Origin of the sequence: Chroococcidiopsis cubana SAG 39.79 (assembly GCF_003991895.1) — a bacterium.
GTDB lineage: Bacteria > Cyanobacteriota > Cyanobacteriia > Cyanobacteriales > Chroococcidiopsidaceae > Chroococcidiopsis > Chroococcidiopsis thermalis.
The window spans coordinates 20,945-40,263 of the sequence record NZ_RSCK01000004.1 but is presented as its reverse complement, the minus strand read 5'-3'; the positions used below and the strand labels follow the sequence as shown (position 1 = coordinate 40,263).

19 protein-coding genes are annotated in these 19,319 nt (G+C 44.2%); 7 read left to right on the top strand and 12 right to left on the bottom strand.

Features of this window, described 5'->3' with window-relative positions; translation table 11 throughout:
• Nucleotides 1–188 precede the first annotated feature (188 nt).
• Nucleotides 189–2,972 (top strand): CHAT domain-containing protein, encoded by a 2,784-nt coding sequence (locus tag DSM107010_RS03870; RefSeq protein WP_241994114.1) that lies wholly within the window; start codon nucleotides 189–191, stop codon nucleotides 2,970–2,972.
• 81 nt (nucleotides 2,973–3,053) lie between these two features.
• Here the strand turns inward: DSM107010_RS03870 and DSM107010_RS03865 are convergent, their stop codons facing one another.
• Nucleotides 3,054–3,632 carry a fasciclin domain-containing protein gene (locus tag DSM107010_RS03865; protein ID WP_106168571.1) on the bottom strand — a complete coding sequence of 193 codons (579 nt, stop codon included), beginning with the start codon at nucleotides 3,630–3,632 and terminating at the stop codon, nucleotides 3,054–3,056.
• Nucleotides 3,633–4,027: 395 nt separating this feature from the next.
• On the opposite strand from DSM107010_RS03865, the gene DSM107010_RS03860 reads away from it, so the two are divergent.
• Nucleotides 4,028–4,504 (top strand): CRR6 family NdhI maturation factor, encoded by a 477-nt coding sequence (locus DSM107010_RS03860; protein ID WP_015153493.1) that lies wholly within the window; start codon nucleotides 4,028–4,030, stop codon nucleotides 4,502–4,504.
• Between the two features lie 257 nt (nucleotides 4,505–4,761).
• On the opposite strand, the gene DSM107010_RS03855 is transcribed toward DSM107010_RS03860, so the two are convergent.
• Nucleotides 4,762–5,724, bottom strand: a complete 963-nt coding sequence (locus DSM107010_RS03855; protein WP_015153492.1) for a glycosyltransferase family 9 protein — start codon at nucleotides 5,722–5,724, stop codon at nucleotides 4,762–4,764.
• A 228-nt stretch (nucleotides 5,725–5,952) separates the two neighbouring features.
• Here DSM107010_RS03855 and DSM107010_RS03850 point away from each other — a divergent pair, with 228 nt between their 5' ends.
• Entirely contained in the window at nucleotides 5,953–6,711 is a 759-nt protein-coding gene (locus tag DSM107010_RS03850; protein WP_015153491.1) for an IspD/TarI family cytidylyltransferase, read from the top strand.
• Between the two features lie 53 nt (nucleotides 6,712–6,764).
• On the opposite strand, the gene DSM107010_RS03845 is transcribed toward DSM107010_RS03850, so the two are convergent.
• The 4 genes from DSM107010_RS03845 to psaK all read right to left on the bottom strand — a co-directional run bounded on the left by DSM107010_RS03845 (nucleotide 6,765) and on the right by psaK (nucleotide 9,534).
• A complete protein-coding gene (locus tag DSM107010_RS03845) occupies nucleotides 6,765–7,211 on the bottom strand; it encodes an aspartyl protease (protein WP_106166729.1) in 447 nt (148 codons plus the stop codon).
• Between the two features lie 27 nt (nucleotides 7,212–7,238).
• Complete coding sequence (locus DSM107010_RS03840) at nucleotides 7,239–8,435, bottom strand: site-2 protease family protein (RefSeq protein WP_015153489.1); 1,197 nt, start codon at nucleotides 8,433–8,435, stop codon at nucleotides 7,239–7,241.
• A 322-nt stretch (nucleotides 8,436–8,757) separates the two neighbouring features.
• The gene (locus tag DSM107010_RS03835) at nucleotides 8,758–9,090 is read right to left on the bottom strand and encodes a photosystem I reaction center subunit X-like protein (RefSeq protein ID WP_015153487.1); all 333 of its coding nucleotides are present in this window, start codon (nucleotides 9,088–9,090) and stop codon (nucleotides 8,758–8,760) included.
• A 165-nt stretch (nucleotides 9,091–9,255) separates the two neighbouring features.
• Entirely contained in the window at nucleotides 9,256–9,534 is a 279-nt protein-coding gene (gene psaK / locus DSM107010_RS03830; RefSeq protein WP_015153486.1) for a photosystem I reaction center subunit PsaK, read from the bottom strand.
• A 124-nt stretch (nucleotides 9,535–9,658) separates the two neighbouring features.
• Between psaK and DSM107010_RS03825 the strand changes: the two genes are divergently transcribed.
• The 3 genes from DSM107010_RS03825 to proB all read left to right on the top strand — a co-directional run bounded on the left by DSM107010_RS03825 (nucleotide 9,659) and on the right by proB (nucleotide 12,431).
• Nucleotides 9,659–10,297 (top strand): phosphoribosylanthranilate isomerase, encoded by a 639-nt coding sequence (locus tag DSM107010_RS03825; protein WP_015153485.1) that lies wholly within the window; start codon nucleotides 9,659–9,661, stop codon nucleotides 10,295–10,297.
• Between the two features lie 165 nt (nucleotides 10,298–10,462).
• The gene (locus DSM107010_RS03820) at nucleotides 10,463–11,005 is read left to right on the top strand and encodes a YqeG family HAD IIIA-type phosphatase (RefSeq protein ID WP_127022410.1); all 543 of its coding nucleotides are present in this window, start codon (nucleotides 10,463–10,465) and stop codon (nucleotides 11,003–11,005) included.
• 310 nt (nucleotides 11,006–11,315) lie between these two features.
• Complete coding sequence (gene proB, locus DSM107010_RS03815) at nucleotides 11,316–12,431, top strand: glutamate 5-kinase (protein WP_106166727.1); 1,116 nt, start codon at nucleotides 11,316–11,318, stop codon at nucleotides 12,429–12,431.
• A gap of 108 nt (nucleotides 12,432–12,539) precedes the next feature.
• Here the strand turns inward: proB and DSM107010_RS03810 are convergent, their stop codons facing one another.
• The 5 genes from DSM107010_RS03810 to DSM107010_RS03790 all read right to left on the bottom strand — a co-directional run bounded on the left by DSM107010_RS03810 (nucleotide 12,540) and on the right by DSM107010_RS03790 (nucleotide 17,946).
• The gene (locus tag DSM107010_RS03810; protein ID WP_106166726.1) at nucleotides 12,540–13,532 is read right to left on the bottom strand and encodes a cyclic di-GMP-binding domain-containing protein, MshE-related; all 993 of its coding nucleotides are present in this window, start codon (nucleotides 13,530–13,532) and stop codon (nucleotides 12,540–12,542) included.
• 372 nt (nucleotides 13,533–13,904) lie between these two features.
• Nucleotides 13,905–14,675: a hypothetical protein gene (locus DSM107010_RS03805; protein WP_015153481.1), complete on the bottom strand. Its 771-nt coding sequence runs from the start codon at nucleotides 14,673–14,675 to the stop codon at nucleotides 13,905–13,907.
• 262 nt (nucleotides 14,676–14,937) lie between these two features.
• Nucleotides 14,938–16,224 (bottom strand): histidine--tRNA ligase, encoded by a 1,287-nt coding sequence (gene hisS, locus DSM107010_RS03800; protein WP_015153480.1) that lies wholly within the window; start codon nucleotides 16,222–16,224, stop codon nucleotides 14,938–14,940.
• Between the two features lie 61 nt (nucleotides 16,225–16,285).
• On the bottom strand, nucleotides 16,286–16,585 hold the full coding sequence (locus DSM107010_RS03795; protein ID WP_015153479.1) for a hypothetical protein: 300 nt from the start codon (nucleotides 16,583–16,585) through the stop codon (nucleotides 16,286–16,288).
• 29 nt (nucleotides 16,586–16,614) lie between these two features.
• Complete coding sequence (locus DSM107010_RS03790; RefSeq protein WP_106166725.1) at nucleotides 16,615–17,946, bottom strand: hypothetical protein; 1,332 nt, start codon at nucleotides 17,944–17,946, stop codon at nucleotides 16,615–16,617.
• Between DSM107010_RS03790 and DSM107010_RS42020 the strand changes: the two genes are divergently transcribed.
• Nucleotides 17,941–18,066, top strand: coding sequence for a hypothetical protein (locus DSM107010_RS42020; protein ID WP_258183847.1), 126 nt, complete (start codon nucleotides 17,941–17,943; stop codon nucleotides 18,064–18,066). The genes DSM107010_RS03790 and DSM107010_RS42020 overlap by 6 nt on opposite strands.
• Nucleotides 18,067–18,124: 58 nt before the next feature.
• On the opposite strand, the gene DSM107010_RS03785 is transcribed toward DSM107010_RS42020, so the two are convergent.
• Entirely contained in the window at nucleotides 18,125–18,907 is a 783-nt protein-coding gene (locus tag DSM107010_RS03785) for an RNA polymerase sigma factor SigF (RefSeq protein ID WP_015153477.1), read from the bottom strand.
• Between the last annotated feature and the right edge of the window lie 412 nt (nucleotides 18,908–19,319).

Sequence of the window (19,319 nt, the reverse complement as noted above, 5' to 3'; positions counted from 1 at the left end):
TCATGAAGAGATCCCCCCTAGCCTCCCTTTTTAAGGGAGGAAAAAGTGAAAGTTGCACATTGCGTCTAGTTTTTTTCTTAGTCCGCGCAGGCGGACTTGGTTTGTGTAGACGCGAATTTGATTCGCCCCGATTGTTTGCCAGTCTTCGCAGATCCCCCCAACCCCCCTTAAAAAGGGGGGCTATTAGATTGAAGTTATTTCTGGTAGTGTTACTATTTTTTTTGTCGGCAACAGTTACACCTGTTATTGCTTCAAATTTATCGAATTCTGTTATCCAAGCTCAACAAACTACTACGCAACTTACTAATAATGCAGCCAAATTATATCAGAGTGAAAGATATCAAGAAGCAGTAGATGCATGGAAGCAAGCTATCAGTGCATTTGTAGCTCAAAAAGATAGCTTAAATCAGGCAATGGCGCTGAGCAATCTATCTTTAGCTCACCAAAAATTAGGACAATGGGAACTAGCAAAAAAAGCGATCGCTAACAGTTTAGCTCTCTTAAAAAATCAATCTCAAAGTAAAGAAGAACAAAAAAATCTGGCTCAAACTTTAGACATTCACGGAAATTTGCAAAGGGAGATGGGGCAAGCAACAGATGCTTTGTCAACTTGGCAAGCTGCAACGAAAATTTACGAGCAAATTGAATCAAGTCTAGCAGCTCAAAGCAAAATTAACCAAGCTCAAGCGATGCAAGATTTAGGACTTTATTCCCGTGCTTGCAAGACTTTATTAGAAGTAGTAAATGTGAATATAAAAGCTGATAATTGTCAAGACATAAGTTTGATATCTTCAGAAGAATTAACAAATAAACTACAAGCCGTAGCGACAAAAACACCGACTCTAACTCAAATAGTCGGATTGCGAAGTTTAGGCGAATTACTTCGCTCGATCGCCCAGCCAGAGCGATCGCTAATATTTTTAGAAACGAGTTTAGAACTAGCGCAAAAATTGAATTCTTCCGCAGAAGTAGCTGCAACTCATCTCAGCATTGGTAATACAGCACAAACTTTATCAGAAACAGAAAGAGTTCGCCGCAAACGCGAGAGCAACCAAGAAAAAGCATTAACTGCTTACGATGAAGTCATCAGGCTAACTTCCTCGTCAACCCTGCGTCAGCAAGCACAGCTAAATCAATTGACTTTATTGTTAAAACTTCAGGACTTCGATCGCGCTGCTCAATTATGGCGATCGCTCTTTCCCCAACTAACTACTTTAACCCCCAGTCATACAGGTGTTTATCAACAGCTGAATTTTGCCCAAAGTTTAATTAAGTTAGCCTTTGTAGGGGCGGGTTTATCAGATATGTCTGGAAACAAACCAATAATCCAGCTAAACCTGCCCATCCAAAAGTCAGGAAATGCAAAAATACAACTACCAACATTTGAGCAAATCGAGCAACTTTTAATCCAAGCAACCGCACAAGCTACAACTTTAGGAGATAAACGCGCTCAAGCCTACGCTTTGGGGTATCGAGGTGAATTGCACGAACTGGCAGGAAAACAGAATTTATCACTAGCCGAGCAGTATACTCGACAAGCCCTCAGTATCGCCACCAATTTTGAAACCCCAGATATTGCCTACCAAATGTTTTGGCAATTAGGACGCATCCATAGAGCAAATGGCAATATTCCAGAGGCGATCGCGGCTTATACTAAAGCCTACGATGCCTTGCAATCAATACGTAGCGATCTCGTCGCCATTAACCCAGAAGTCCAGTTTTCGTTTCGCGAGAGCGTCGAACCAGTCTATCGTCAGTTGGTAGAACTCGATTTAGAATATGCCTCTAGCTTAGAAAAAACGGGCAAGCCAAAGGATGGCACGAAATATCTTACCCAAGCACGAAATGCGATCGAATCTCTACAACTGGCAGAACTTAACAATTTTTTCCGCGAAGCCTGTGTCGAAGCAAATCCCCAACAGATCGATCGTATCGATCCCAAAGCAGCAGTAATTTATCCGATTATTTTCCCAGATCGGCTAGAAGTACTGCTGAGCTTACCCAATCGAGATCCCAGCCTGCATACGCAAAAAATTCCGCCTGCACAGCTAGCCAACACCATAGAAAGCGTACAGCAATCGCTGATCGAGCCTCAGAGCGTCGTACAGGAATTTTTACCCCAATACCAACAACTGTACGATTGGCTGATTCAACCCCTAGAAACAGAGTTAGCCAAATCTCAGGTTAAAACCTTAGTTTTCGTCCTCGACGGAGATTTGCGAAACATCCCAATGGCTATTTTGCGCGATCGCCGCAGCAATAAATATCTCATTGAAAAATATGCCTTGGGCTTAACTCCAGGCTTACAACTACTCGATCCCAAACCGATTGCAGATGTCGAGCCGAAAGCTTTAGCAGCAGGAATTAGCAAAATTCGTCCTAACTTTGCTCCTCACCAAGGTTTTGAACCACTGAACAACGTGCAAGTAGAACTTGCCCAGATTCAAAAACTAGGGTTAGCAGCCCAGGAATTTCTCAACGAACAATTTACCAGTAACCAAATTAAGCAGGCAATTAGCGATTTTCGGTTTCCCATAGTCCACCTGGCGACTCACGCCCAGTTTAGTTCTGTAGCTGACGATACTTTTATCCTTGCCTGGGATCACCGAATTAACGTCAAACAGCTAGGTAATTTACTGCAAGATAATCCAATAGGACGCGAACCGATTGAATTATTAGTGCTAAGTGCCTGCGAAACAGCCAGCGGGGATAAAAGAGCGACTTTGGGACTCGCAGGAGTTGCAGTAAGAGCAGGGGCAAGGAGTACGCTAGCAACGCTGTGGGCGGTACAGGATGAAAGCACTGCTAAGTTTATGGGCGAATTTTATCGCCAGATCGAACAAACCAGGAAGACAAAAATCGGTAGTCGCGCCGAAGCAATGCGTCAGGCGCAACTATCGCTGCTGCAAGACAAGCGGTACAGCCATCCTCACTTTTGGAGTCCGTTTGTTTTAGTCGGTAATTGGCAGTAGATAAAATACACGTAGGGGCGCACAGCTGTGCGCCCCTACGAATTGCGTCCCCTCCGAATTGCGCCCCTACAAGTGTATTACCTAAAAATCAGGTGGTAGCAGGACCCGATCGACCTCAATAATCACGCCATTTTGAGTGACAATCGAGGGGTGCTTGCCATTAGCATCGTTGAGCTTCACCGTTCCATCAGAAGCGATCGCAATTTTGACAGCATTGCCTTCAACTGTGGCGATCGCACCACTATCGACGCGATCGGGGGTAACATGACCTGAGACGACGTGATATTGCAGTACTTTCTTCCGATTTTCTGGCTGGCTATAACGCCGAAAGATGTCTTTAGGCAAGGCATTAAAAGCATCATCAGTAGGAGCAAAAATCGTGAATGGTCCCGATTGCTTTAAAGTATCCAGTAAACCAGCTTCTTTTAGCTCATCAACGAGATTGGCAAATTTAGCTTCTTTGGACAGAGTATCGGCAATACTGCTCTTAAAACTGCGATAGGGATAGCTACTATAAGCAGAAGGTTGAAATAGCGCGTAACGAGGATAAAATCTGGCAGCCACAGGAGCAGCAACTAGGGCAAAAACTCCAGCAACTCCCGCCAAACCAGCTAATTTCCACCAAATTCTCATCGAGAAATTAGACTTTTGAATATTCATAGATTAGTCTTGTAGTCAAGATTTGTCCTAAAAAATAGATTATCCGAGCGATCGCACCACCATCTACCTATACAGTTGCTAGCAGTTGGATTCGCAAAACTTCCTGCATAAATCAACGATTTTGTAGGTATATCTAGCATTTACCAAAATTGTTACGGCAGGCGATCGCTATTTTGAGAGAATGAAGGTCGTAAACTGCTGGCACAAGGCACAAATTATCAACAGCGCGAATGTCATGCGCAAACGTTGTAAAGCCTCTCTAGATTCTTTGCAGCGTTTTATCCGGTTTCTGACTTCTGTACGGGCGGGTTTGACTAATAACATACTCGTCTAGCTACAGTCAGCACAAATCAACCTGCCCCTACGACTCCTGATTTTTGACTTTTGACTTCGCCATGACTATCACTATTTCTCTCAAGGCTGACAACTTCAACAGCTTAGATGTATTGCCAGCTGCCAAGACGATCGAAAATATATCGCAAGAAAAATCGGCGATCGCCACTTACGAGCAGCAACTTCGCTTCGAGATCGATTATCCTCGTCCCTCAGACGATCCACGGGAACTGTCTGAAATTCCCGAAGTACGGATGTGGTTTATTCGCCTTGACAGTCGCTATCCCTGGCTACCTTTTCTCTTAGATTGGAAAGCAGGCGAACTGTCCCGCTACACTGCTATGCTGGTTCCCCATCAGTTCCATCGCCAAGAAGGAATTCAATTCAATCCCGAAGCCCTAGAAATTTTCCTCATGCAAAAAGTATTTGTTCTGCATGACTGGCTACAACAAATGGGGATCCCCAGCACGGCACGGTTGAAATCTATGGGTCAAATGCTAGGCTACGACTTAGACGATGACTTGTTTGGAATGTTATGAATAGTCATTTGTCATTTGTCATTGGTTATTTGTAAGGAGTCAGACGTTGTAGGGGCAGGTTTACCAAAAAACTCCGTGCTAAACAGAGAGTATAATTGAACCCGCCCGTACAGGAGTCAGGAAATTTTGAATTGCGACTTGCCACTTGTCTCCCTTGTCCCCCTTCGCCCCCTAATCCCCACTCCCTTCGGTCGCGGGGAAGAGCGAGTTCTCCCTTGTCTCTCTTGTCCCCCTTGTCTCCCTGCTCCCTGCCTAAATCAGCCGCCCCAAACTCGTTCTAAAACAGTTTGCGGTGCGATGTCTGAGAGTTTGCCTGTAGGAGATTTGATGGCGATACAGCGATCGCTCGGTGGGATTAACTTCTTGGGATCTGTAGCTCCAAACAACGCAATCGTATAGGTTTGCACTGCTACTGCTAGATGCATGGGCGCGCTGTCAGTACATAGCAATAAATTGGCAGCAGCAACGATCGCTGCTGTTTTCCCAATATCTGGGGGATTTGTCACCTTCAGATCGGGAAATGCTTCCTGTAGCGATCGCACCAACTGCTCGTCCTCTGCTGTTTGCACTAGGATCGCAATTGGTAGATCCGGCTGACGCTGTTGCAAATTTTGAATCACTTGTCGCCAACTTTGGACGGGGTAGGTTTGGATGCTGGTTTTCGCAGCCGCAAGTTGGCTAGAGCCGCCGTGAATTAATATGTAACCGCTATCTTTGATTCCCAGTCGTTGCTGCTCTTTGTCTGCCCATTCTAGGTCTGATTTGGGGACGTTAATCGTTAAATCGGGACAGGGGGTAGAAATCCCCAATCCTTTGAGCAGATCGTGATACATTGCCGCGACATACTGCTCGGTTTTGAGGGGGACGGAGTTCGTCAGAAACAGATTTCCTCCCCCCTGGTAGCTGACTCGCACTGCAACGCCACTCAGCCAGAGCGCCATGCCTACAAAAGGGCGCTTTCCGGCACAAATCGCGATATCGTATTCGCGATCGCGGATATTACCGATTAGATCGACCCATTCGGTCAAACTGTTACGGTCTTTAAAGTCGAACTTTAGCACGTTGGACACGGACTTACAGATTCGGTACGCTCCCAAAGAGCCAGGCTCTGCCACCACATCGATTTCAGCGTCGGGATAATTTCGCTTCAGATCGTCCAGGGTGGGAAAGAATAGAATTTGGTCGCCAATCCCGCCAGGGACTAGGGCTACTATTCGCATATTTACTGTTCTACGCTTACTCGCTCCTATTTTAGGGGAACATATACTTATGCGAAACGATAAAAGCGTACATTTTTTCAGTTCACAGGAAATAGGGAACAAGGGACAGGAAACAGGCAACAGGAAATAGCAAGCTCTTTTCACGCATCACGACGCGGCTTCATTGCGGAGGAAACCTCCGCTTCCGCCCGCTTCACCACGCACCACTCACCACTTTCTTAAGAAACTGTGTATTTATTAATTCCAGCCGCCGGAATGGGACGAAGAATGGGCAGCGATCGCAATAAGCTGCTGTTGACGCTGCGATCGCAACCTCTAATCGCTTGGACGCTACGCGCAGCCGAAGCATCTCATGAAATTAGTTGGATCGGCATTATCTCTCAACCCGCCGATTGGGTAGATTTGAAGGAGATCCTGGGGGGTTTATCCCTGAATAAACCTGTGGAATTCATTCAAGGGGGAACCACCCGCCAAGAGTCTGTTTACAATGGCTTACAGGCTTTGCCAGCAGACGCTAAACAAGTCCTCATCCACGATGGTGCAAGATGTCTCGCTACACCAGAATTATTCGATCGCTGCGCGGTAGGAATTCGGAATTCCGAATTCCGAATTCCGAATTCAAAATTTTCTGACTCCCGACTCTCGACTCCCGACTCCCCCATCCAAGGCTTAATTGCCGCAATCCCAGTCAAAGACACGATTAAAGTCGTCGATGATGCTGGATTCATTCAAGATACACCAGACCGCAGCCAGCTTTGGGCGGCGCAAACTCCACAGGCTTTTGACGTGCAATTATTGAAGCAGTGTCACGCAAAAGGTCTGGAGCAAGGTTGGGAAGTTACAGACGATGCAGCTTTGTTTGAAAAGTGTGGCTTACCCGTACACATTGTTGAGGGCGAAGAGACAAATTTAAAATTGACGACACCAATGGATTTGGCGATCGCAGAGTTTATATTACAGCAAAGATTAGAAATTGGTAATAGATAATTGTTTACTAGTGTAGAGGCATTACATGTAACGTCTCTACTGAGATAAATGACTTACAAAACTGTTAAATATGTATCCTTTCCCTCAACAGGTAAAACTCGCAATCTTTGATTTTGTAAATCCGGTTCTAAGCCCAAGTCTTCTAAAGGCAGCAAACCTAACAAAGGATCTGCACCAGATGGTAATTCCATGCAATTGTACGTACCTTCTCTACCTTCAACAGTGAGGTTAATTTCTCTAAAAATACGCAGTTTTTGCACTCCCGTAGCAATTTTTACGTCTACTTCTCCCTGAAGCACTAAACCCAAATCGTTGATAATATTCGCAGGTAGGCAGAGTCTAGTTGCGCCCATATCGACCAAAACATCTTTTAACGTTACCGAACGGACTTGTTCGAGGGGAACAAATCCTCTTTCAGCTAAGATTTGATCGATCCGATTAGTGACGGTAATTGTAGTTGTAACTTTGCCCATTCTGTCATCAGTAGCGGTTGCTGCCATATTCACCTCTCTTAGAATACGCGATCGCTACACTTTAGTAGACTTTGCTACCAACCCCAATTGCAACCCCGATGGATAGCTACCTTCTTCCTTGATCCGCTTGATTTCTACTTCGGAAATCCGTAGGTTAAGTTTAGGTGCGATCGCTTTGATAATATCGCCTCGATCTATCGTTCCCGCTATAGCTCCAGCTGGAGAAAGTACGGTTAGACGGGGTAGTTGCTGGCTTTCCATCTGGTTGATGACTTCAACTAAAGATGTCGATTCCTCAACGTGGGGGATTTCAGTGAGGGGATGAGCGATGCTGTGTAAAGTTTGCGTTTCCCACTGACTGCGTTCGACAAGGCGCAAATCGTCAATCGATACCATTCCACGATACCGCCCATCGGATGCGGCAAAATAAGTTTGTGGGGCGGATGTTTCGAGCAGATAAAGGTCGGCAAAAGCCCGCAAGCTCATATCGGCATCTACGACGCGAAAATCGCGGGACATAGCATCGGTAGCGTGCAGTTGCAGCAAGGCTTCTTGTAGTTTCGTGATGCGCTCGTATGCACTAGCATGGCGAATACCAAACCATCCCAGCAGCACCAACCACAGACCGCTGACTAATTCACCCGTAAAGAATTCTATTGCCGCACCAGTCGCGATCGCCGACCAACCCAAAAATTGTCCAGTTCTTGCCGCCCAACGCACCGCTTGAAAACGATTCCCCGTTACCTTCCACACTGCTGCTTTTAATACCTGTCCTCCATCTAAAGGTAAGCCAGGAATTAAATTAAACAGCGCCAAAATTAAATTCACTCTGGCTAAGTCTGTCACCATGACATTAGCCAAACTCGACGCAGGCAAAACCAAGCCGATCAGAGCAAGAATACCAAACAAACCAATACTCACTAAAGGTCCGGCGATCGCCACTTGTAATGCTTCGCCTGGGGTTTTCGATTCTTCTTCAATCGAAGCAATTCCACCAAAAAGGAATAAAGTAATAGAATTAACCTTAATTCCTTGCGATCGCGCCACTAAGCTATGACCGAGTTCGTGCAGCAAGACCGAACCAAATAACAGCAGTGCGATCGTTAAACCCGCACTTCCAGCTAAGATATTTCCCCAAGGTGAATAACTCAACCCAAAATTGAGGGCAACAAAAGTTAAAATAACAAACCACAAGGGGTCTAAAAATAGTGGAATGCCCCATAAAGCTCCAATTCGCCAACCTGTTTGCATGGGATTTTCCTAAACCAAATTTCTATCCATCTGAACTATAGGTTATGGCTTAAATAAGATTCGATTGCCGGATTGCGATGCGATCTCAAAAATTACAAATCTTACTAGCCCCTATATTTTCTAGGATAAAAGATTTGGCGATCGCACTAGGTTTAATTGAATTCGCGCTAACCGTACAACTGCAATTGTAGAAATACTCAAAGTTATATATACAAAAGCAAAGACGCAAATAATTCTTAGTGCATCTGCGTCTTTGCGCGGGCAATTTGCCTACCTATGCTCGGTGTATTGCTTTTAGTTACGGATAACCGTATTCATCGATCTACTTGATAATGCCCAAGATATTTAAACTCAGCACTAATGGAATGCCGATGACATGCCCTGCACTCATGGCAGCAAGGAAAGAACCAATACTGGGATTATTGAAAATTCCGGCAAATGGTCCTAAAGGAAACTTAGTGCCAACGTGAGGATAGCGAATCGTGCGGGGAATAATCAACAGAAAAACTAAACAAGTAGCAACAATGACTGCCGATCCAGTCCAACTCCACTTGACTGTATCGGGAACAGTTGGTTGAACTTCGGCTGCTGCAAGCAAGAGTGATTCCAACAAAGCTTTAACTCCTAAGATCGATAGGGCTTGGCTACACTCCATCAAAGTGACTTTGCCAAGAAATTTTATCTGTCTTAGGAGTTAATGTCAGTTATCAGTTATCAGTTGTCAGTAGGAGTCAGGAGCCAAAAGTCAGGAGTCAGAAGTTAGAATTTACTGGTTGCTGGTCACTGGTCACTGGTCACTGATAACTGCTCCCGCAAAAATCTAGCTCAACCAACCGAGGTTGGATAGTCCGAGGACGATTCCGGCTCCGACGACGTGACCAAATGCCATTGATGCAACAAATGTACCAACGCTGGGACTGCCCAATACTGGTAAGTTTACGGGTAACTTAGCGCCGACTTGAGGATATTTGATACTGCGGCTAGCGATTAGCAGTATTAATAAGGAGCTAGCACTGATAATCAGTGCTACTTGCGGACTCCAGCTGATAGTGTTGGGAACAGTTGGTTGTGTGGCAGCTAGTAAAATTGTATTAATCAAGGTTTTTTCTCCTACATCGAACTATGGAGCGCAATTTCAGGATTATCAAAATTGCTTTGCCAGGAGATAGTATTTGTTTTAATAGTTAACATTAGCTTTAATTTTCTACACAAACTTGGCTTGTATGCGAATCAAAATTTGCGGCATTACGAAACCAGAACAGGGAAAAGCGATCGCCTCTCTTGGCGCAACTGCTTTAGGGTTTATCTGCGTTCCCAACACGCCTCGCTATGTCAATCCCACCCAAATTCGAGCCGCGATCGCGCAGCTACCAGCTACGGTAGACCGGATCGGTGTTTTTGCCAACACCACCATAAAAGACATTAGCCAAATTGTCGCAGCCACGAAATTGACAGGGGTACAGTTACACGGAGACGAAACACCCGCTTTTTGCCATCAGTTAAGATCCTTGCTGCCCGATGTAGAGATTGTCAAAGCATTGAGAATCAAAAATACAGAAGCACTGGAGCAAGCAGCTAATTACACCACGTATGTAGATGCTCTCCTACTCGATGCATACGATCCTCAGCAGTTAGGTGGTACGGGAAAAACGCTAGATTGGAATGCCTTACAACAATTTCAACCGAGTTGTCCTTGGTTTCTCGCCGCCGGACTCACTCCAGATAATATTCTGGCTGCTTTAACTCAACTTCGTCCTCATGGCATTGACTTATCCAGTGGCGTAGAACGTTCTCCAGGAGATAAAGATTTAGATAAGGTTGCTCGACTATTCGAGCAATTGCGCTTAGCGATCGCTAATTGACGATCGTTTAGATTTCGCTCTCAGCTGTTATTAGTTAATAGCTGATGAGAAGATGATGGGAGTGTTAATAGTTGATGGTTGATAGTTCGGTTCTCCAGTTGACAATTAGCTACTGACAATTAACGTCTTTCACCCCTAACCCTTTCCTACCCCTAGCTTATCTTCATGTCTTGGAACGAACTACTACAACCCGATTTAATCCTAGAAGGATCTGTGCTGAATTTGACCCCAGACATGATTCAGCAATACCAACTCAAAGGCTTGGTATTAGATGTGGATGAAACCCTAGTACCAATTAAAGCCACAACAGCGTCAGCCGCTCTGCAAGCGTGGGTTGCACAAACAAGACAATTTGTCAAGCTATGGTTAGTTAGTAATAACCTTAGCGATACTCGCATTGGTGGTATTGCTAGGTCTTTGGATTTACCTTACATTCTCGGCGCTGTCAAACCCTCTCGACGAAAGCTGAGGCTAGCGGTAGAGGCAATGAACTTACCAGCGGAACAGGTAGCAATGGTAGGCGATCGCCTCTTTACTGATGTGATCGCTGGCAATCGCTTAGGTATGTTCACAATTTTGGTCGAACCGTATGTCGATCCTGGTGAAGCCGTCCGTGCTTACCCCATTCGTGGCTTAGAAGTCTTAGTTTCTCAAGCTCTCGGAGCCTCCCTGATCCCCAAGCACACAAAAATTAACAAAAATCAGTAAATCTTTGGAAAAACAAACATTAAGAAATTATTAAAGAGAGTGGAGCTGAGCAAAATGTCTGAGATTATACTAAAAGTTAATAAGGGGTTGCGCTTATAAAGACCCCAGCCATAAATCATCAGTCATAACCCCATGAAGCGCCAGCCTTCTTCTCTAAGAAGACTGGTGCTTTATGATTGTTTAGTTGTTAGGGAGCAGGGAGCAGGGAGCGCACGAGCAGTGACCAGTGACCAGTGACCAGTGACCAGTTAATTTTGACTTGCGACTTGTCTTGCTCCCTCAGCTCTCTTCTCCCCTAAGCCCTTTAAAGATGTTGCGAACTCAAACCATTGTTGTCAAAATTGGCACTTCTAGTCTGACGCAATCGCAGACAGGTTTACTAGCTCTCTCCACGATCGCGACTTTAGCAGAAACTCTCTCTCATCTCCGTCGTCAGGGGCATCGGGTGATTTTAGTGTCTTCTGGAGCTGTAGGGATCGGTTGCGCTCGATTGGGGCTGACAGAGCGCCCCCGCACGATGGCAATGAAACAGGCAGTAGCGGCTGTCGGACAGGGACGGTTGATGCGCGTATACGACGATTTTTTTACAACTCTGCAACAGCCAATCGCTCAAGTGCTGCTGACCCGTAGCGATGTTGGAGAACGCAGTCGCTATGTCAATGCATACAACACATTTCAAGCCTTGTTGGAAATTGGCGTGATTCCAATTGTGAATGAGAATGACACGGTAGCAGTTCAAGAACTAAAATTTGGCGATAACGATACTCTCTCTGCCCTAGTTGCCAGTTTGGTTGAGGCAGATTGGCTATTTTTACTGACAGATGTAGACCGTCTCTATTCTGCCGATCCGCGATCGTTTCCCGATGCTCAGCCAATTGCGTTGGTAACGCACATGGAACAACTAGCCCAATTACAAGTACAAGTAGGTTCTCCTGGTTCCCAATGGGGAACGGGTGGCATGGTGACGAAGATTGCAGCGGCACGAATTGCTACTGCGGCTGGTGTCCGTACTGTCATTACTGAAGGGCGATTTCCACATAATATTGAAAAAATTATCCAGGGAGAGCCTTTAGGAACTCAGTTCGCGCCTCAACTTCAACCGACTAACGCTCGTAAACGCTGGATTGCTTATGGTTTAATTCCTACGGGTAAGCTTTACTTAGATGATGGTGCGGTTAAGGCAATTTGCCAGCAGGGAAAATCTTTACTAGCGGCTGGCATTACTACCATTGAAGGCGAATTTGACAGTCAAGATGCCGTTCAAATTTGCGATCGCTTTGGCAAAGAAGTTGCTAGAGGTATTGTCAACTATAGCAGTAGCGAACTGCAAAACATTCGCGGGCGACACTCGAGAGAAATTGCCACAATTTTAGGCTATGCTGGTGCAGCAAACGTAATTCACCGCGATAATCTAGTTTTGATTTAATCTGAGGAATTGAAAAAGGCACAAGGAATTTGTTTTCTACCTAAAGCGAATTTGCTCCATACCAAAACACGAACTCAACTCAAAAACTCTTGTTTTGACTTTTGACTTTTAATTTTTGACTTTCTTAGCCGGAATCCTAACTGAAAGATGTATGCCTTTCATAGATGAACTAATATATGTCATTAGTCCATAGATAAAAGTAACAATTCCTAGCATTTCCATGCCTTCTTCTACAGCGGTCAGAGCGTAATAAATCGGGCTATCGCCATACAAGGATCTATAGTATCCGTTACACATTTCTACCAACAATGCTCCGCCAACGTACATGCTTCCAGCTAATAGAAATAAATACTTTATCTTAGAAGGAAGAGAATTAATGAAGCGCAGAAATGCCAGAAAGCAGATAATTGTAAGAATGCTACCAGGTATCGTCCAGGCAAAATAGAAAAAACCGCTCGGATTGAATTTATCCCTGACGATCAGACCAATTCTTTCGTGAATTCCAATTGCCTCATCTATATACAAATAGAAAAAAATAATTGCTAGTGCCGTCCAGTGAGAAGCGTAGGGTTCTCGATTGGCTTTTTTGCTGTACGCGATCGCCCCTAACAGTAAAGCACAAAATAGCAAGAGCGACCACGAGAAGAATGCAGGTACGTTTTGTTCGCCATCTATATTAAATAGAGAAACTAAAGTATCCTGTAACGGATAGCTGGGTAAAAGGTAAGTACTAGCTTGAACTAAAACACAGACAAAAATTATGCTAAATACTAAAATGAGCAAAAATCGAACAATCTTTTGAGGAGAAAGATAAATATTCTGACTGGTAGCAAATCGACTGTTCGAGCGAAATAAGGTTTCGTTTGGTAATTTCTGCTCGTCTATCTCGCGCTCTGGTAAAACAATATTTTTCATCACGTATTCAATAGTTTCCTGTTTTACCCAACCTCGAACTGATAAAATTTCTCCTATACGTTTTTCTGTCTGTTGTTGCTCTGCCAGTGCAGTTTCTAATTGATCTGAAGTGATAATTCCAGCTTCAACTAGATACTGTCCCAAAGGTTTTGTAACCGACGGTTTTAGCTCTACATTTTTGGTCATTAATTTTTCTCACATCCAAGTCAATTTATTAGGCAAAAGACTGCTAGCTCTGCCTTATGTCATCAATTTATTAAAAATTTATTTTTTAATTAATTTATAGTTAACAGATGATTAAGTAAAAGTAAAGGTAAAAAACAACAAATTTATACTTCTTTAAGAAAATATACTTAGACGCAGACAACAAAAGACTCGTTACTAGTTTTTAGACTTGAATGCGATCGCCAGAAAGACATGCAAATAGTACAAATAAACTAATAAAGATTGATTAAACACAATAATACAGCATGAAAAAAGCCCAACTTTGTGATTGGCAAAGTTGAGCTAGATAATTGTTTTAAATTAAATTGTTCGATGCCTTGGTATAGCAAACAGCTAAATACTACGGCGCTTTTTTTCAGATGTCACAATATTTATACGTAAGCCTGTACCTTTCATATAGTAACTTATGTAGTGAAGTAACGAGTAAATAAACACTGCTACACCTAACATTTCCAAACTTTCTTCAACTGTAACAATAACAGTATAAATAATATCATTTCTATCATTCATTAGACTAGAATAGTAGCCTCCTATCATCTCTATTCCCAGCGTACCGCTAACGTACAAGCTGCCAGCTAAGAGAAATAAGCGACGAGTCTGGGTAGGAAGATGGCTGAGGAATCGTGTAAAAATAAGCAAACAAATCACAACAAAAGCTGCACCAGGAATAACCCAGGTAGAGTGAAGAAACCCACTTGCGTTTAATCTTATCTGCAATGGCTCAATTAATTTTTCGTGTAGACTAGCGAACTCATCAATAGCTAAAAATAAAAATATGATTGATAAGGTCATCCAATAATTAATATATGCTCCTCGATTGGCTCTCTTGGCATTAGTAATAAATCCTAAAATAAGAGAGCAAGAAAGTAAGGTTAAGACAGAATACAGTGTCGGAATATTAGATTCATGGTCTACAAAAAACAAACCTGATAAAATCTTCTTGGCGGGATATTCTGGTAAATAATAAAGTCCAAATTGCACGCTCAAGCTAGCAATAGCAAGTATAGTAATCGCCACTAACAAAAATTTTAAGGTATGCTGTGGCGTTAGCTCGAATAAGAGAGTTTGCGGCAAATCTTCCCGCACTGGACTGCGTTTTATCACGTCAAATTCTCCAAATGATTTTCTATGTTTTAAATAGAAAAATGCTTGTAATTACGCAATGAGGTTTCATAAATTAGTTATGAAACCTCATAATGAAATATTTTAAAAATTTTAACCTAAATTTAACCTAAGATTATGTGAAGGTTATTTGAAAGTTCAGTGAAAAGAGTGTAAAGTTATACAGCAGAAACTTGCCCAACCTCTGTGCTGTAGTTGGAGTTTGGCGCTCGTTAGCCAGCTAGATCGGTTATTCCGTCAACGGTTAGCGTTCGGCTCTAAAAGATTGAATGTCTGCGCGTAGTCTATCTATCATTGTCATAAGCTCAGTTTGGGCGATCGCAGTTTGCTCTTTAGTTGCCATCCACTTGAGTTTGACAGTTTGGTTGGCTGCTTCCTCATCGCCCAAAATTAGACAAGCCACCGTGCCGCTTTTATCAGCACGGGCAAATTGCTTTTTAAAGGCACTACCGCTGAGGTCTAATTCGACGCTAAACCCTGCTTGGCGTAATTTCTGTGCTAGTATCAGTGCTTGCGCCTCAGCGCGATCGCCCCGTGAAACTACGTAGAAATCTAATTCCGAAACTGGGGGCGTTTGCAATTGTTGTAATAAAATAATCAATCGTTCTAGACCAATTGCCCATCCTACCGCAGGCGTATCGGGTCCACCTAATTCTGTGACTAACCCATCGTAACGCCCACCACCACACACTGTTGCTTGCGCTCCCAAGTCATCGGAGATAACTTCAAAAGCTGTGTGGGTGTAGTAGTCTAATCCTCTGACTAACTTGGGATTGAGTTGGTATTTAATGCCTAAATCGCTCAGTAATTGCTGTACCTGCTCGAAGTGTTGCTGCGACTCAGAGCCAAGATAATCTAAAATGCTAGGAGCGTTTTGAGCGATCTCTTTAGTGCGCTCGTCCTTACTATCTAGAATTCGTAAGGGGTTGCGGGTCAAGCGATCTTGGGAATCTGGATCTAATTCGCCTTTGTAGGGCGTGAAATAGTCTACTAGTGCTTGACGATAATTGTGCCGATCTGTTTTGTTCCCAACTGAATTAAGGTCGAGATGCAGGTTTTTCAGCCCTAGATTTTGTAAAATCTCTGTAGCGATCGCAATAACTTCTGCATCTGCCCTCGGATCGGCACTACCGATAACCTCTACACCTAATTGGTGAAATTGCCGCTGTCTACCAGCTTGAGGGCGCTCGTAGCGAAACATCGGACCTGTATACCACAGACGCTGCACGCCGCCTTGAGCGTATAGCCCATGTTCGATTAAAGCGCGGACAACTCCAGCCGTACCTTCTGGACGCAGGGTAATCGAGCGATCGCCCCGATCCACAAAAGTATACATTTCTTTACCCACTACATCTGTAGCTTCACCAATTCCCCGTTCAAACAACGTCGTCTGCTCGAAAATCGGCGTACGAATTTCTCGGTAGGCGGCTTTACTTAAAATATGCCGCGCCGTTGCTTCTACCCGTTGCCAAAAGACAACCTCATCGGGCAGAATGTCTCGCGTCCCACGTAGTGCCTGAATTTCTCCCATCAGCGATCGATAATCTCTGTAAAGTATGCAATCTAGTTCAGGATGACAGACGATTTGGAAATTAACTACTCCCGACTTCCGACTCCCGACTCCCGACTCCCTGCTCGTACCGAGCCTGATAGTAAGCCAAAATCCGGTCTACTAATTCTCGACTTGCCGAGCTAGCAGTAGGAGCGTACTGAATCCACAATCCGCCTACTTGACTTTGATTGTAGTCAAATTGCTGGTTCGTTGCCGGATACAGACCTGTTTCTACCCCTTCCACTTGACGTAAATGGGCAGCAACTTCCCTATAGACTGCTAAAGGCAAGCCAGGAAAACAGATTTCATATCTTAACTTACTATCCTGCTGTGTTTGCATCTTGACATTGAGCTATGAGAGACAAGCCGCTATTTGCTTTTCAGCAATCGGTCGATCAATTCTTGGCGATATATTCTCGCCTTGCTGTTTGATTGTATCGCTGTTGTGGTGCGATTAGTTTGCGATCGAGTCAATATAGCTACCAAGCGCTGCTTAGATTGTTGGGCTGATGGCAGTTTGGTAGAAGATTGCAATTGACTAATATTGTCACCTTCTACTCCCGGCAGCGAGTCATGAGCAGGTTTTGCTTCTGGGGTATTTGGGGTATTATCCGGCTGTGGGGATGCTTTCTCGCTATTTACCTCGCTCTTTGCCTCTGTAGGCTGTGCCTCTTCTGGAAATGCCGTTGAAGGTTGAACGGTTGGCAAAAAGGTTTTTGTCTGCACTGCTGGCACTGACTCGCTGGAAGACTGCGCGTTTGGGTCGTCAGTTGGTAACGGAGAGGTTCTCAACCGATTTTTCAGTTCTTCTGGAGATGGAGTTTCTGGTAACGGCTGATTTGGTGTTGAATTCTCCATCGTTGGCGGAGATGGAGGTAATGCATTTTGTCCGCCTGCACTAGGAATAACACCGCTAGAGGGTAGTGATGGTACGGAAATAGAAGACGAGGTTTTCCCGGGTGAGCCTGGAGTTGTGCCAGTATTTGCTTGAGCTGGTTCTTGTCCGACTACTCTCGACACCTCTTGACCGAATTGTTCTAAAACTACCACTGGCTCGGAGCCTGGGTACATTTCAATTCTTTTCACCGTCACTTGTCCGTCAGCTAGCCGTTGCCCTTCGCTGACATAACGGCTGGTTGCCTCATTTGGCACTTGAACGATTGCTTGAAACTGATTGCCTACTTCAATGACACCTAAAACAGTCGTACCCCTAGCTAAATCTGGTTGTGGCGGCGCGACTGGCATTGGAGGAGGTAATGGAGCTGGCTTTAGGACTGGTGTAGCAGGAATTGATGGCGGTTTCGGGGGTTTTGGCGCTGCTGCTACTTTTGGCTGCGCATCGTACAGTTCGGCAAACGGGTCTGGACGACCTTTTTGGACTTGTTGAGTGCGCCGGTCTGAATTGGTTGGCTGAATCAATCCATCTGTTGGTGTAGCTATTGGCGGCGTTTTTTGGCTAGCTTTTGGGTCTGGCTGCGGTGATTGGTCTGGTTTTTTCTCTAGTTTTTGGGCGTTATCTGGTTTTTGTGCCACGATAATAGGCTGGCTCTGTGTCTGAGACGGCTCTGGGCTAGAATCAGAGGCTTGAGTGGCAGCCGTTGGTTGGACGTTGGTACTACTGGTTTCCTCACCTCCCGAACTACATCCGGCTATTGTCAAAGCTAGCATTCCTGCTACAGCGGTCGTTGAAAGTCGATGCATACCCCTTCCTTACCCTTTATTTATGATTTAGATAGTGCGTTGAATGACACCAAACACGTCCTTATTGCTTATTTACCTCAATCTCAATGGCAGCAAATTCGAGCCAGGTTTTTAATTTAACTAAAAATTTTTCAGAATTATTTACTGTCAGTACCTATCAGTTGATTATCAAAACTAATTATTCATCGTTGCCTGCCATCGATCTTTTCAAGGTAGCAAGTCCTTTTTTAACACAACGGGAAACAGTGACAACACTGATACCTAATCGTTCTGCCACTTCTTTTTGAGTTAAGTCATAGAAAAAAACAAATTTTAAGACTTCGTGAGTGCGCTGCTCTAACTCTACTAGGGCTTGTTGTAGGCGCAGTTGGTCTTCCTGGGCTAGTTGAAAGCTACGATATTGTTGATCGGGAACCATTTCACCAAGAGACATTGCTCCTTCTTCATCCTGCACCGGAGTATCCAAACTTAAAGGGGAGCGATTTGTCCATGCTAGTTTAATTTCTTGCCATTCCGTAATAGAAATTTCCAGCTCGGCGGCGATTTCAGCATCCGTGGGCTGGCGATTGTGTTGCGTGCGCCACTCTTGAGAAAATGTCATTGCCTGTTGCTGAAGCGCCAGCCAGCGTCTCGGCATCCGCACTAATACCCCTTTATCGCGCAGATAATGTTGAATTTCACCCCGAATGTAGGGAATGGCAAACGAACTGAAGGCATGACCTTTAGATAAGTCAAATCTCTCAATTGCCCTAATTAATCCCATACAACCGACTTGCAGTAAGTCTTCATAACTTTCCGTGCATTGATTGCTCCAAAAGTGGGCTTCTTTTCTCACCAATCCTAGATTCAGTGTCACCAGTTGATTGCGGATCGCTGCGGAGCGAGACTGTTGATATTCTCGTAGCAGTTGAGCGCTCTCGCGTTTAAGTTCGGGACTCGTTAAAGTATAAGTAAGAACCATAATTTATTTATTGTTAAGCGATATTACGGAAGCTACTGCTGCAAGTTTTATGACTCGGCATCGCATTTTGCCACAAATACTCAAGGGAGCAAAGTTGTAGAAAAGGCTAGAAAAAACTGGAATGACTCATAAATGGAGATTCAGGGAAAAATTGTTTGTGCGGTCGAAAAAAAGCTTAATTTTAGGTCGCTAGACAGATTACGAATAAGGGGTTGACAACAATCCAGGGTATTAACTTTTGCACAATCGCAGCTACCGAAATTCCACTGATCTTTGTTTAACGTAACTTTTGCTCTACTGATAACCTCCTAAAAAAAACTACATAAAGTAGCTAGCAATATATGCAAAAAAAGGGGCTGAACGCCCCCATACAGTTTTTAACATGCAGTTTTTATCGACACTTCTAAGTTAC